Raw genomic sequence first — 13,116 nt, 5'->3', positions numbered from 1 at the left:
AGGACAATTGAATGAAAGTCTTGTTTCTAGGTTACGGAAAAATGGGTAGTGCATTAGGCGAGGCTTGGTTGAACACCGGCCTTGTCAATGAAGTAACTGCGTACGATCCGGGAGCACCCAGCGGTATGCAGGCGCTAATCGTTAACGACCTCTCCCAACTGCCTTCCCATAAGTTTGATCTTGTCGTCGTGGCGGTCAAACCCAACATGGCTGCCCAGGCAATTTCAGCGTTACCTGCTTCAGCGCTTCAAGGCGCAATTTTGCTGTCGGTAATGGCTGGAGTCACTAGCGCCACGTTGAAAACTGCGAGTGGTCACGCCATTCCAGTGGTACGAGCAATGCCAAATACACCGGTAATGGTAAATGCCGGCTGCACCGGGCTCTATACAGACTCTGATATCGGACAGCGCCGGCATGATCTGACTCGGTTATTCGAGGCAGTCGGTATTGCCTGCTGGGTCGATGAAGAGGAGCAGCTCCACGCGGTTACTGCAATCAGCGGAAGCGGCCCAGCTTATTTTCATCTCTTCAGCGAATCATTGGCTGATGCTGGCGCGGCTATGGGCCTCCCGGAAGAGCTTGCGAAGAGGTTGGCGAGCCACACGGCGCTGGGTGCTGCGAAACTGCAATGCCAACCAGATGCTAGCTTTGAGGCCCTGCGTAAGGCCGTTACTTCTCCCAATGGAACAACTGCTGCGGCGATCGATATATTTGAGAAGCAGAGCTCGCTACGTGAACTTGTGAAGACTGCGGCAGAGGCTGCTCGCCAACGATCAGTGGAATTGTCCCAAGACTGATCTCCTCCCAGACCCTGGCAACCTGTGGCCAGGGTCTACATCCCCAGCTCCCTTCATCACTCCGACAGCAAATTCCTGTCAATAAGGGTGCAAACTGCCACCCTAATACAGCGGATTACTGCACATATTCTAAAACCAAATGTGTGCAAATTTTGCCCTTACTTTGCGTTCATTCCAACCAGTTGCACCAGCCAGGTGCGCCACCTGAAAAGACTGCAAAATCTAGCCCAAAAAGTGTGCAACTCGGCGACCTTTGGAGATGTTCCCTTTGGTAGCAGTGTGGATTTAAGCCGTGAGATGGAAACGGAATTCTGCACAATAAATAAATTACGATTTTCTGCACAATTTTCAGAAAAAAAATTTGCTGATTTCACGGGGCCACCTCTCACTTCCTCCGTGAACCTGCGGGGAAACGCAAACCCTTGTCCCTACGGGGCTGCAACGAAAATCGGCTCACCTCACTGGCCCTTGAACACGAGACGAATGGTCGAGGCTCTCCGCCCGCCACACGCACCATCGCTGAAGACTGGCACGCTCTCTGCTCTATCAATATCGATCCTGTAGCACTTAGTGCTTAACCCACAAAGGCATCCAAACGTTATGAATAAGTTCAATGTTGTGTATCTCGCGACCGCGATCAGCCTGGCTTCTGTATCAGCAGCACATGCCGATAAATTGGAAGATATTGTGGGGGACGGAACGCTTCGCTGTGCGATCACACTGGACAATGGTCAAGCAGGTTTTCGCGATGCTCAAAACAACCCGGCCGGCTTCGACGTAGATTACTGTAAAGACCTCGCTGCGGCCTTGGGAGTTAAGGCATCGATCGTTGACGTTCCATTTCCTGACCGAATTCCATCAATCATTTCTGGCCGCGCTGACGTCGCGGTCGCCTCGACATCACCAACAATGGAACGCGCTAGATCGATTGGCTTTTCGGCTCCATATTTCGCATACCAGTATGTCGTTCTTACACGAGAAGATACCGGCATCAAAGGCTACGAGGATATGAAAGGGCACACGGTCAGCACTCCTCAAGGCAACTACGGCACTGAATTCATTACAGCTGATATCAAACGATGGAACGACCCTAAGGGTAGTCTTAAGTCATTCCAAAACATGAACGACAATATCTTGGCCGTCAGCCAAGGTCACAGCGATGCTACTGTTGTTGTAAATACCGTTGCTCAGGATGCAGTTAAGTCTGGGAAGTTTAAAGGTTTGAAGATTGCTGGCGCTGCGCCGTGGCAGATCGACTATGTGTCGCTGGCTGTAGCACGAGATGAATATGGTTTTCTGAACTATCTAAACTTGTTCGTCAACCAGCAAACACGCTCCGGCCGATATACCGAGCTGTGGAACAAATGGATCGGCGGCCCAGTTCTGGATCCAAGCAAATCAGGCGAGCTCCAATGATTGTGTGTCACCCGTTATCTGATTTGCGAGGGCAGTTATGAGTTACAACATCCAATGGAGCGCGATACGCCGAGCGCTCCCCGCTATGCTAGACGGGGCCCTTGTTACCATTGAGATAGCTGCGATCTCAATGCTACTCGGAGTCATCATTGCGCTGCTGCTGACAGTTATGAGGGAATCGCCATTCCGGATCCTGAAAGGCATAGCAATGATCTGGGTGTCGATTGCTCGCAATACGCCTTCGCTTTTTCAGATCTACATTTTGTACTTTGGTCTTGGCTCATTTGGCCTTCATGTGCCATCGCTTGTCGCTCTGGTGGCCGGCATCACCTTCAACAATGCCGGCTACCTGGCTGAAAGTTTCCGAGGAGGAATGAAGGCGGTACCTGATACTCAGATCAGAGCTGCAAGGTCGCTTGGACTCACCGCTACCCAAGCGTACCTGCACATCGTCGTACCACAACTGTTGCGAATTGTATTCCATCCGATTGCCAACCAGATGGTTTGGGCCGTACTGATGACGTCCCTCGGCGTAATTGTAGGTCTGAACAATGATCTTGCCGGGGTAACCCAAGAAATCAACATCAAGACCTTCCGCACATTTGAACTCTTCGTAACAGCAGCCGTGATGTATTACTGCATTTGCAAATTGGTGGTCGGATTAGCCCGCCTGTTGGGTTGGCGCTTATTTCGCTACTAAGCACCAGCGAGGGATTAACACATGTTCAATACAAGTTTTACAAGCTCTGACCTGATGATATTGCTATCCGGTACTTGGCTCACCATACAACTGACGTTTTGGGCAGTGCTGATAGGAACCGTGCTCGGTATGGTACTTGGATGGTTGCGAAATTATGCACCCAGGCTGACCCTACCACTCGGCTGGATCTTGGATGTCTTCAGAAGCGTGCCACTCCTGATTCAGTTTGTACTGGCCAACTCTTTGAATAGCATCTTGGGGTGGCACTTCCAAACCTTCACTATTGGCTGCATCGCATTAGGACTTTACTGTGCTGCATACTGCACAGATATCGTCCGAAGTGGTTTGCAGTCAGTTTCAACTAGCGTAACTCGTGCGGCCCGCTCACTGGGCCTAACTTATTGGCAGGAAATTCGTTTCATAAGTGCGCCACTTGCAGCACGGGTTGCCTTTCCATCGTGGGTGAATATGACCCTGGCGGCAATGAAAGACACAGCGCTAGTAACGTGGTTAGGTTTGTACGAACTACTGCGATCGTCTCAATCGGTCATTACCCGCATCCAAGAACCACTGCTAGTACTGTGCATCGTCGGTCTTATCTATTACATCATGAGTTGGGGTGTCGCCTGGTGCGGCGCTCACGTTGAAAAAAGGTTGAACAGCAATGATTAATATCCATCAAGTTCGCAAATCCTTTGGGGATCTAGAGGTTGTCAAAGGCGTTTCGCTGGATGTTAAGAAAGGCGAAGTGCTCTCGATCATTGGTGGTTCGGGCTCTGGCAAATCTACGCTGCTCATGTGCATAAACGGGCTGGAAAAAATTCAGTCCGGCACGATCAAGGTTGACGGTATCGATGTTCACAGCCCAAAAACGAACCTCAACCAACTGCGTCGCAAAATCGGAATAGTTTTCCAACAGTGGAATGCTTTTCCGCATCTGACGGTGCTCGAAAACGTGATGCTCGCGCCACGCAAGGTTTTGGGCAAGAGCCGAGAGGAGGCAGAGAATGAAGCCGTTCGGCAACTCAAGCATGTAGGGCTGGGAGAGAAACTTAACGTGTTCCCTACACGACTCTCTGGCGGCCAGCAACAGCGCATGGCGATCGCTCGGGCGCTGGCAATGAATCCCGATTACATGTTGTTCGATGAAGCTACGTCGGCCCTAGATCCACAGCTCGTGGGCGAGGTACTCGATACGATGAGAATGCTCGCAGAGGACGGCATGACAATGGTGTTGGTTACTCACGAGATCGCATTTGCCCGAGAGGTTTCGGATCGAGTCGCCTTCTTCCGCCACGGCCTCATTCATGAGCTGGGCACTCCCGACGAGGTCATCCGCAATCCTACACGTCCAGAGACGATTGAGTTCCTGAAGTCCATTAAATGATCAGCGCTGAAGGCGGTAGTGGGATCGAAGTATCGCCGCTACCCCAAATTCGAGTCATATGAAGATCGAGGCTCACGTGGAATACGATTACATAATTATTGGCGCGGGCTCCGCTGGATGCATTGTCGCTAATCGACTTACTGAGGATCCCTCAGTACGAGTTCTGCTGATTGAAGCTGGTGGCAAAGACAAATCGCTCATCATCGACATGCCAGCGGCTTTGCCATTTGCTTACGGAAGCAAGAAATTGGGCTGGCATTATGATTCCGGGCCAGAACCGCACCTGAACAATCGCATGATCGACGAAAAGCGAGGAAAAGTGCTCGGTGGTAGCTCGTCTATCAACGCCATGATTTTCAACCGAGGCAATCCGCTGGACTTCGAGGGCTGGTCTGCTAACGGCCTCCCCGAATGGAGCTTTGCCCATTGCTTGCCGTACTTCCGCCGCATGGAAACTTTCTCCGGTGGCGCCGACCAATGGCGAGGTGGCGAAGGCCCAATGCAGATCACTCGCTGCAAGGCCGAGCACAAACTTTACGACACCTTCCTGCGCTGCGGCGAGCAAGCCGGCTATGCGCTGACCAATGACCACAACGGGTATAAGCAAGAAGGCCTGCATATTGCTCAGGCGTTGGTTTACAACGGCGTGCGCTGGTCTTCTTCCAGGGGCTATCTGCACCCAGTGGAAAACCGTACCAACCTCGAAGTCTGGATTCACTCAACGGTGCGCCGGATTGATATCGAGAAGAACGTAGCCATTGGCGCGCAGGTAGACCATCAAGGCAAAACCCACTCAATTCGCTGCAAACGCGAAGTGATTCTGTGCGCGGGAGCGTTTAACTCTCCACAGCTTCTGATGCTGTCAGGCATTGGTGACGCGGACGAACTCATCAAACTAGGTATCAAAAGCGAAGTACACCTTCCTGCCGTGGGCAAAAATCTGGAAAACCATCCAGGGGTGAATATCCAGTACGCCGCACGCCATCAGGATTCTCTGGTCTCGCAGCTTGGGCCCATCGGTAAGGTAAAGATGGGTGCGCAGTGGCTGATGCAGAAGAAAGGCCTAGGGGCGACCAACTTTTTCGAGACGGGTGCGTTTCTAAGAAGCCGTGACGACGTCGACTTTCCCAACGTTCAATTCGAGTTTTTGCCACTCACCCGCTTTATACGGAACGGAAAGCTCGTAGCCGTTCCGGGATTCCAATTCTGGGTCGATCTTTCTCGCCCCGAAAGCCGTGGTTCGGTGACTCTTCGCTCCAAAGACCCGACCGACGCGCCTCTGATTGTGTTCAATCATCTGAGTACTCAGCAGGACATGCGCGACATGATCGATTCGATCCGCCTCGCTCGCAAGCTGATCGCGCAACCAGTATGGGATGGAATTCGCGGAGAGGAGCTTGCACCAGGTGCTGACGCTCAGTCCGATAAGGATCTGGAGGCATTCATACGCGCTAATACCGGCACTTCTTATCACCCTGCCGGAACTTGCCGGATGGGGACTGATGAAGGCTCGGTAGTTGACTCAGACGGTCGCGTGCGCGGCGTTCAAAAGCTGCGCGTCGTAGATGCATCGATCATGCCGCGCGTAGTCACAGCGAATCTCAGTGCCTCGATCATGATGATGGCTGAAAAAATCAGCGACCGCATCGCTGGCAAAACTCCTCTTCCCCCTTCAAAAGCATCGTTTTATCGAAGCTGATTCGGGCATAGCGCCACACCCAAATTCATTGGAGTTCACATGTTTAACGAAAAGATCGAATTGCTGATTGATGGAGCATGGTGCCTGGGCAGCGAAGGTGAAACTCTCCCTTTGCTTAACCCTGCAACCGGAGCAGAAATTGCTACCATTCCATGTGCGAGCATTGAAGACCTCGACCGGGCTCTCATTGCTACCCAGCGAGCGTTTGAAGAATGGAAACAGCTCACTGCTGCCCAACGATGGACGATGCTCAGCAAAGCAGCTGATCTGCTGGAATTTCGCAAACCGAAGATTTCCCGTGTGCTCACCCAGGAGAACGGAAAGTCGCTGCAGGAAGCCACGGGTGAAGTTCAGTTCTGTGTAGACGCCATTCGCTGGTACGCCGAAGAAGGCAAAAGGGCATATGGTCGAATCATTCCTGCACGAAATCCGTTGGTTCGTCAGAGCGTTCTTAAAGAACCTGTCGGGCCGGCGCTCGGATTCGCAGCCTGGAATTTCCCCGCAGGTAACGTTGCACTGAAGATTGCTGGCGCGCTGGCGGCGGGTTGCTCCATCATCGTGAAGCCAAGCAATGAAACTCCTGGCACTGCGGTGAGTATCGTTCGTTGCTTCCAGGACGCGGGCATTCCAGCAGGAGTTATCGGTCTGGTGTTTGGCCCGCCAGGCCCGATCTCGGAATACCTGATTGGCTCACCTATCCCCAAGAAGGTGTCACTCACTGGATCCACGCCTGTTGGCAAAATGCTGCAAAAGCTGGCTGCGGATACCCTCAAGCGCTGCACAATGGAGCTCGGTGGACACGCTCCTGTGTTGGTCTTTGAGGATGCGAATCTGGAGCGTGCTCTCGACCAACTCGTGGCAGCGAAATTCAAAAACGCTGGTCAAGTGTGCACATCCCCTACCCGCTTCTTTATCCATCGCTCAATCTATGAGCAATTCATTGCAGGCTTTGTGGAGCGCACCAAGCGCCTAGTCATCGGGAATGGCTTGGAGCAAGGCGTAGTAATGGGCCCGCTAATCACCGAACGTCGTTTGGATAACATGGATGCCTTGGTGGCCGATGCAGTCGCGAAAGGCGCCAAGGTGCTCACAGGGGGAAGCCGACTGGAACGTGAAGGTTTCTTCTTTGCCCCAACGGTAATGCGTGATGTCCCTGATGACGCATTGATCATGGTTGATGAGCCGTTTGGCCCGCTCGCTCCACTGACCGTGTTCGACACCTTCGAAGAGGTGATTCAGCGAGCGAACGCGCTGCCGTATGCATTGGCCGCGTACATCTTTACTCGCGACGGAACGACTGCTGCACGAGCGAGCCAAGCGGTTGAGGCGGGTGTGGTGGGCATCAACCACATGTCTGTGCATGAGGCGGAGACCCCTTTCGGAGGGTTCAATGAATCAGGGTACGGCCATGAAAGTGGGATGGAAGGCCTGGACGCTTATCTGCGAACCAAAATGGTAGCTGACGCGCAAGTTTAACTAAAAGGTGCTCCAACCTACCCAAGTTGGAGCACCCATTATCGACGCAACCCTGCAACAGCATGGCGATATTGAAGGGGGGTGTAGTGGGTACTTGCCTTGAATTGACGAGTGAATGCACTGTGATCTACATACCCGCAGTCACCGACAATCTCATTTACGCTCTGAGTCGTCGTCTCCAGTAACGTGCAAGCTCTCTCCATCCGGAGCTGGGTGAGAATCTGCTTCGGGGTGAGGCTGAACAGCTCTCGGGTCAGACGCTCAAGCACATCCGGAGAAAAATTAAACTTTTTGCCAGCATCCTTTATCAGGATGGGCGTGTTGCAGTTCTCTTTCAGATACGCCAGAAATGAATTCAACGTCCTGTAGTTATCATGCCGTTCCTCGGTCGCAGGGAGCACCTTAGAAATCCCAACCAACGCTGCTCCGCCTGGAACAGCCCCTCGCACCTTGAATTTTGAACTCAGACACCACTTGCGTTGCTTGTTCAGGGAAAGACACATCTCCAACGCGTTCAGGACTTCTTTACCGGTCTCAATGACATGCAAATCCTGCTGCGAAATCTTTCCTCCCGGATTGGTGAAAATCTCTTCGCATGTTCGCCCGATCATTTCTCTTTTGTCCGATAGGCCAGCATGCTCAACAATGGCTTGGTTGACTACCAAATACCGAGCGCCGTGATCCTTGATGAAAAACTGGACATCCGGCAACAGATCAAAGAGCTGTTCGACGAACGACAAATTCGTCCCGGAGCAGGAGAGATCGGTTAAAAAATCAAGATCGACCATTTCATAATCCTGTTTCTAAGCTGTGGTGATGTGCCTATGTCAGAGTCCGAACGACTCAGGGAGAACAGGCATTTGCAACAAGGCATTCTGCGTGTGTTCGATGTGCTGTTCTAGCAAGAGGATAGCGGTCGTAACATCGCGGATCTCACAAGCATCCAAGATGTCAGCGTGTTCCTTGAGAGAAGATTTTTGATCTACTGAATTGGACTGCAAAACCTTGAGATGAAGGTCTACGCCCTTGACGGTATCCGCGATCATTTTCAACAACGTTGGACGTTGACAGGCCTGGTAGAGAATGGAATGGAACTCCAGGTTAAGCTCTCCCCACTCTCTGGGAGATTTACTTTCTTCGTAACGATGCAACACATCACGAGCAGCACTGAAGTCGGAGTCCTGAAGCTTTGGGATCGACAGCTTGAGAGCTCTGCTCTCTAAGGCGATCCGGATGTCCAACGTTTCAATCAGGTCAGCAATTGACTTATTCGCAACGACTGAGCCTTGCCGCACAACGTGGCGAATGAGCCCCTCAGCCTCCAGTCTTTTCAATGCCTCGCGTACTGGCAGTCGACTCACTCCAAATTGCTTGGCCAAATGAACTTGCTTGAGTTGAACACCGATACCAATAGTACCGCTCAGAATCATTTCCCGAAGGCGGTTCGTGACGGCGTCGGCGCTTAGGCCGATCTTGTTTTCTTCGAGAGAATTTTGCACGGGCATAGAAAAGTCTTTTTGATGGACAGTTGAGACGAACGCCTCAGGATCAGGAGATTCCAACCCCGCCTACGTGGCGGAAATGTCTGAGAAATGCATCTTCTGCATTTTGGATAGGGCTGAGTCGGCTTGCTCGGCGATCAGATATGGCAGGAGAGAATGGTGCTCCTAAGGGCAGTATTGATCACCATATTTTTGCATATTCCATTAAGCGAAAAATCGACAAAACCTTGATCGTCACTTTGTATCCTTTTATGGATCCACTGTAAAGTCCAGATTCTACGGCCTATTCGACAATTCTTGAATTAGGGCATGGCCAATTATCGATGGACATAAAAAACTCTCATTGATACGTATTTCTGCATAAATTCAGCAGCAAATCTCTGTTGTTCAACTCTGGAACGGAGCTCCCGGTAGCTGACTGCTAATCAATCGACAGAAATCGAAACGGCCTATCACATGAGTCGATGCGGGCCTGCACCTCCTTTAAACAACTGCCCAGCACAACAGTTGGGCAGGTGAGGAAATACCGTGGGGCAAGGCTCCCCAACAGGGTAGAGAAGGTGTGTCCCTCCCGCCGCCAAAGGGTTGACTAATAGACGGAGGCTGTCAGCTAGGAGCGCCTCTATCACCACCTTGATTCTGAGCGATGCGGAGAATCAAAGAATGCCTTCTTCAGCGTAAGGCACATTTTCCTCCACACGCTCATAACCCAGGCGAGTCAGATCCAGGGACTGGTACGAGCCCTGGAGTAACAGCTCTGCGATCGCTCGGCCTGCTGCTGGTGCATGCATCATTCCGTGACCTGAGAAACCTGCCACGGTGTAAAGGTTCGGCAGTCTGGTGCTCCAGCGGCCAATTACGGCGTTACCATCCAGCTCGTTGACCTCATACAGGCCCGACCAAGTGCGATGGCATTTAGCAGCTTCCAACGCAGGGAAGCGATGCGCGACTGCAGGCCAAACCACTTGCTCCCAGTAATCGTGATCCACTTCAAAATTGAAGCCACGTGGTTCAGCACCGTTGACCAGCCCACCAGAAAACCCCTCCCCTTCGGAACGAAATGCCAATCGCGAAAGGTCTTTGACGTAAGGCAACCGCTCCATTGGAGTGGCAGGCGTGAAGTAGTGTTCGAATCGACGCATAGGGACAATCGGCAGATGCATTCCGAATTTCTCAGCGATCAGTCCTGACCAGGCTCCGCCGGCGTTGACGAAGGCTTCAGCATCAATGCGTAAGCCAGATTCCAGAATTGCCGTCTGCGCTTTGTGCGTATCCACCACCGCATCGAGGAATTTATCCTTTATGTAGACCGCCCCCAGCTCTACAGCCTTGCGGCGGTAACCCCAGAGCAGACCGTTCGGATCACACCAGCCATCATGAGGGGTAAGCGCGCCCACCCCCAAGTCATCACTGTTGATAGAGGGGAAGCGATTTTTGAGGCCTGCTGCGTCAAGGAGCTCCACCACACATCCGTGCTCTTGCTGCTTGCGTACATTGCGCTCGATGGTGGCGACATGCTCAGGCTCGACAACAAAGAGGTATCCGCCCTCAACCCAATCCACATGAGCTGGACGACCCTTCGACTCCATCTCGTGCTCGAAATTCTTGATGCGCTCAATGCTGTAAAGCGACATCTCGATGTTCTCAGTGCCGGTGAATTGAACTCGACAACCGCCCGAGGAACGCAATGCACTTGCGAACTCATAGGTTGAGTCTGGCTCGATCACGCATACCGACGTACCAGGCGATGCCTTGAGGATATGGTACGCAACACTGGAGCCGATGATGCCGCCCCCGATGATAGCAACATCAAATTTCTGCACATTTTGCTTAGTCATTTGTAGCCACCTACTGGATTGATGGTGACTTTGTATCCTTTCGTGGATCCACTGTAAACCCCCTATTTACTTGAGGTACGATTAAATTCTATATTCATTGCGGCACATTTACGGACGCCTAAACAACTGTGCAGTAATGCGCTAACGACAAACGGATTTAAGCACAAAAACCGACGCCAAGATTCTTTCTTATGAGATCCGTACTGCGTCAAATACAAATCGCCCCAGTAACAGGGATCGGCTTGGACATGAATACCGCCATTGGCACCGCCCATGCGCCCTGCGCAATTACCATTGGTCAGCACATCGTGGACTCGGCGTGCCAACTGATCACCGATCAAGGCTTTTCTGGGATGTCCATGCGCGGCCTTGCAAAAACAGTTGGACTTCACGCAGGAAGTCTCTACTACCACTTTCCAAGCAAACAGGATTTGCTAGAGGAAGTAATGGAGCATCTTCAACAGAAGCGGCTGGCCTCATGGCGTCGCGAAAAATCGAAGCACCGATCAACGCGTCCACGGCTGGAAGCATTCATTCGCTTCAACGTACATAGGCATCTGCACTGCGAACAAGAGGAGCGTCTGCTCAAGATGGAAGCTTGTCATCTAGACCCTACCCAGCAGAAGCGCGTGTTGGAACAGGAGCATTTGTATACACGGGAGCTCGAATGCATCCTAAGGAAAGGGATGAAAGAAGGCATTTTTCAAAGCATTGACGCCGAAGTCGTTGCCTGCGGGATTCTCGGGTTGACTAGCTGCACAGTAACTTTGAAGCAGCACCGGAATCTGCCAGAGCCAACACTTGTGAGTCTCATCAATGGCATGGTGAACCAACTTCTGTCAGCGACAACCGAGGCGGCCTCTCTACTTCCTTAACTGCATCGACGAGGCATGCCCGGAGCGACATGGATCGCGCTAAAACCGCGTATCTGCAGCGTCAGCGCAGAGCTAAGGCGCAACAGGCGGGCCCTCACAAGCGGGCGCAGCAAGCACTGGACGGATCATTTCTAACGTTCACTCTCTGAATAAGTGGCAGATCACTCACAATCCGAGCCCTTCATGCATAGCCAAAGACAGTCCCTCCATAACGAATTACACGCTCGACCGTCCCTCTACTTCGAGGAGCCCGCGCATGTTTATCATTTAGCATTCATCGGCGATCCGTTTGAGTGCAAATCGCTTGTGGAAAAACTCTGCCAAACATCCGTAGATCCACTCTCTGTTCAAGGCATCTCGCGACTGGGTGGCCACCCATTGAAATGGGAACAGCATGCCGAATTTTTTACGGTGACCTGGGTGGTGCCTTCTGAGGATGGACTCCGGAACTGGACTGCATTGCCGCCGGAATTATCCGAGGTGATTAAGCCACATTTACCTAGGCTAATTAATTCAGTCCAGATAATGGTGGAGAGCGATACCGAATGGCATCAGAGCCTCGAGAGCTACTCATTTAGAGACCCTTGCGGCTCCGTCATTGGTGGATCTGATGCCGTGGTCTGGAGTGATTTCCGACTCTGTCCTGACGGTACAAACCGGTTTTTATTCATCAATAAAGGCCTGAATGCCTATCGCCAAGGACGAATGATCAGACGTCTACTGGAAATCGAGACCTACCGAATGATGGCCTCTCTCAGCTGGCGTAATTTGATGGACAGACATTACCGGGAGCAAACCTTCCCAACGATGACCGTCTTAGCCGACATGATTAAGCTTTCTGACGAAGACATCAGGCAAATCTACCCAGGGCTCACCGAAAGTCAGGCGATAGACGAGATACGGGCCCTAAATCCCCTGGCCCACATCCTTTTTACTCGCGGTGAGCACGGAATGATTCTGCACACGCCGGACAGCCAACATGAGCAGCCAGCGATTCCTGTGGACGTCGCTGATACTGTGGGGGCAGGAGACGCCTGCATGGCTGGTTGGCTGGCTGCCGATCTGATGGGTATAGCCGATTTGATGGATCGTTTACGGTTTTCGGCAGCCTGTGCATCCATATCTTGCCGCCATGCTGGAGCGCATGCTCCCGCGCTAGCTGAGGTGAAAGACTTGCTGAACGTAGTAGGTTATTGATCGCTGGATGCTGCTCTATCGAACAATGCGTAATCCGGTGCGCAGAATCGACACGAACCAGTAGGCAATGGATGTTTTTGGCTACGCAGTTGCCATTTACCAACGAGCGATAGCGGTGTTGTGCGTGGCAACACTGAATCGCCCCGGGTTTCGTAGACACCTCCATGCCTTAAACTGAGGCCAATTAGGAGGTGCCATGAGCAACCCGCGTTACCCCGAAGAATTCAAA

The 13,116-nt window shown here is 52.1% G+C and carries 12 protein-coding genes; 9 read left to right on the top strand and 3 right to left on the bottom strand.

Going from position 1 to position 13,116, the window contains the following annotated elements; genetic code table 11:
* Positions 1–11: 11 nt before the first annotated feature.
* The 7 genes from proC to M2400_RS06125 all read left to right on the top strand — a co-directional run bounded on the left by proC (position 12) and on the right by M2400_RS06125 (position 7,475).
* Positions 12–797: a pyrroline-5-carboxylate reductase gene (gene proC / locus M2400_RS06155; RefSeq protein WP_259198758.1), complete on the top strand. Its 786-nt coding sequence runs from the start codon at positions 12–14 to the stop codon at positions 795–797.
* A gap of 600 nt (positions 798–1,397) precedes the next feature.
* Positions 1,398–2,213, top strand: coding sequence for a transporter substrate-binding domain-containing protein (locus tag M2400_RS06150; protein WP_259198759.1), 816 nt, complete (start codon positions 1,398–1,400; stop codon positions 2,211–2,213).
* A gap of 37 nt (positions 2,214–2,250) precedes the next feature.
* A complete protein-coding gene (locus M2400_RS06145; RefSeq protein ID WP_259198761.1) occupies positions 2,251–2,913 on the top strand; it encodes an amino acid ABC transporter permease in 663 nt (220 codons plus the stop codon).
* Positions 2,914–2,934: 21 nt separating this feature from the next.
* Entirely contained in the window at positions 2,935–3,585 is a 651-nt protein-coding gene (locus M2400_RS06140; RefSeq protein ID WP_259198763.1) for an amino acid ABC transporter permease, read from the top strand.
* Positions 3,578–4,300: an amino acid ABC transporter ATP-binding protein gene (locus tag M2400_RS06135; protein ID WP_259198764.1), complete on the top strand. Its 723-nt coding sequence runs from the start codon at positions 3,578–3,580 to the stop codon at positions 4,298–4,300. Before M2400_RS06140 ends, M2400_RS06135 begins: the two co-directional genes overlap by 8 nt.
* Before the next feature lie 76 nt (positions 4,301–4,376).
* On the top strand, positions 4,377–5,999 hold the full coding sequence (locus M2400_RS06130; protein WP_259198765.1) for a choline dehydrogenase: 1,623 nt from the start codon (positions 4,377–4,379) through the stop codon (positions 5,997–5,999).
* Positions 6,000–6,038: 39 nt separating this feature from the next.
* Positions 6,039–7,475, top strand: a complete 1,437-nt coding sequence (locus tag M2400_RS06125) for an NAD-dependent succinate-semialdehyde dehydrogenase (protein ID WP_259198766.1) — start codon at positions 6,039–6,041, stop codon at positions 7,473–7,475.
* A gap of 38 nt (positions 7,476–7,513) precedes the next feature.
* Here the strand turns inward: M2400_RS06125 and M2400_RS06120 are convergent, their stop codons facing one another.
* From M2400_RS06120 to M2400_RS06110, 3 genes are all read right to left on the bottom strand, one after another.
* Positions 7,514–8,263, bottom strand: a complete 750-nt coding sequence (locus tag M2400_RS06120; RefSeq protein ID WP_259198767.1) for an AraC family transcriptional regulator — start codon at positions 8,261–8,263, stop codon at positions 7,514–7,516.
* 39 nt (positions 8,264–8,302) lie between these two features.
* Positions 8,303–8,980: a GntR family transcriptional regulator gene (locus tag M2400_RS06115; RefSeq protein ID WP_259198768.1), complete on the bottom strand. Its 678-nt coding sequence runs from the start codon at positions 8,978–8,980 to the stop codon at positions 8,303–8,305.
* 653 nt (positions 8,981–9,633) lie between these two features.
* Positions 9,634–10,815: an FAD-binding oxidoreductase gene (locus M2400_RS06110; protein ID WP_259198769.1), complete on the bottom strand. Its 1,182-nt coding sequence runs from the start codon at positions 10,813–10,815 to the stop codon at positions 9,634–9,636.
* A 248-nt stretch (positions 10,816–11,063) separates the two neighbouring features.
* Between M2400_RS06110 and M2400_RS06105 the strand changes: the two genes are divergently transcribed.
* A complete protein-coding gene (locus tag M2400_RS06105; protein WP_259198770.1) occupies positions 11,064–11,690 on the top strand; it encodes a TetR/AcrR family transcriptional regulator in 627 nt (208 codons plus the stop codon).
* A gap of 183 nt (positions 11,691–11,873) precedes the next feature.
* Positions 11,874–12,887, top strand: a complete 1,014-nt coding sequence (locus M2400_RS06100) for a PfkB family carbohydrate kinase (protein ID WP_259198771.1) — start codon at positions 11,874–11,876, stop codon at positions 12,885–12,887.
* Positions 12,888–13,116: the final 229 nt, after the last annotated feature.

Source organism: Pseudomonas sp. BIGb0558, assembly GCF_024807515.1.
GTDB classification, from domain to species: domain Bacteria; phylum Pseudomonadota; class Gammaproteobacteria; order Pseudomonadales; family Pseudomonadaceae; genus Aquipseudomonas; species Aquipseudomonas yamanorum_A.
This window is presented reverse-complemented; position numbering and strand designations above follow the sequence as displayed.

Excerpts from the sequence above, each read along its gene's own strand:
- M2400_RS06120 (WP_259198767.1), bottom strand. The coding sequence starts at position 8,263 with ATGGTCGATCTTGATTTTTTAACCGATCTCTCCTGCTCCGGGACGAAT.
- proC (WP_259198758.1), top strand. The coding sequence starts at position 12 with ATGAAAGTCTTGTTTCTAGGTTACGGAAAAATGGGTAGTGCATTAGGC.
- M2400_RS06105 (WP_259198770.1), top strand. The coding sequence starts at position 11,064 with ATGAATACCGCCATTGGCACCGCCCATGCGCCCTGCGCAATTACCATT.
- M2400_RS06125 (WP_259198766.1), top strand. The coding sequence starts at position 6,039 with ATGTTTAACGAAAAGATCGAATTGCTGATTGATGGAGCATGGTGCCTG.
- M2400_RS06110 (WP_259198769.1), bottom strand. The coding sequence starts at position 10,815 with ATGACTAAGCAAAATGTGCAGAAATTTGATGTTGCTATCATCGGGGGC.
- M2400_RS06135 (WP_259198764.1), top strand. The coding sequence starts at position 3,578 with ATGATTAATATCCATCAAGTTCGCAAATCCTTTGGGGATCTAGAGGTT.
- M2400_RS06150 (WP_259198759.1), top strand. The coding sequence starts at position 1,398 with ATGAATAAGTTCAATGTTGTGTATCTCGCGACCGCGATCAGCCTGGCT.
- M2400_RS06115 (WP_259198768.1), bottom strand. The coding sequence starts at position 8,980 with ATGCCCGTGCAAAATTCTCTCGAAGAAAACAAGATCGGCCTAAGCGCC.
- M2400_RS06100 (WP_259198771.1), top strand. The coding sequence starts at position 11,874 with ATGCATAGCCAAAGACAGTCCCTCCATAACGAATTACACGCTCGACCG.
- M2400_RS06145 (WP_259198761.1), top strand. The coding sequence starts at position 2,251 with ATGAGTTACAACATCCAATGGAGCGCGATACGCCGAGCGCTCCCCGCT.
- M2400_RS06140 (WP_259198763.1), top strand. The coding sequence starts at position 2,935 with ATGTTCAATACAAGTTTTACAAGCTCTGACCTGATGATATTGCTATCC.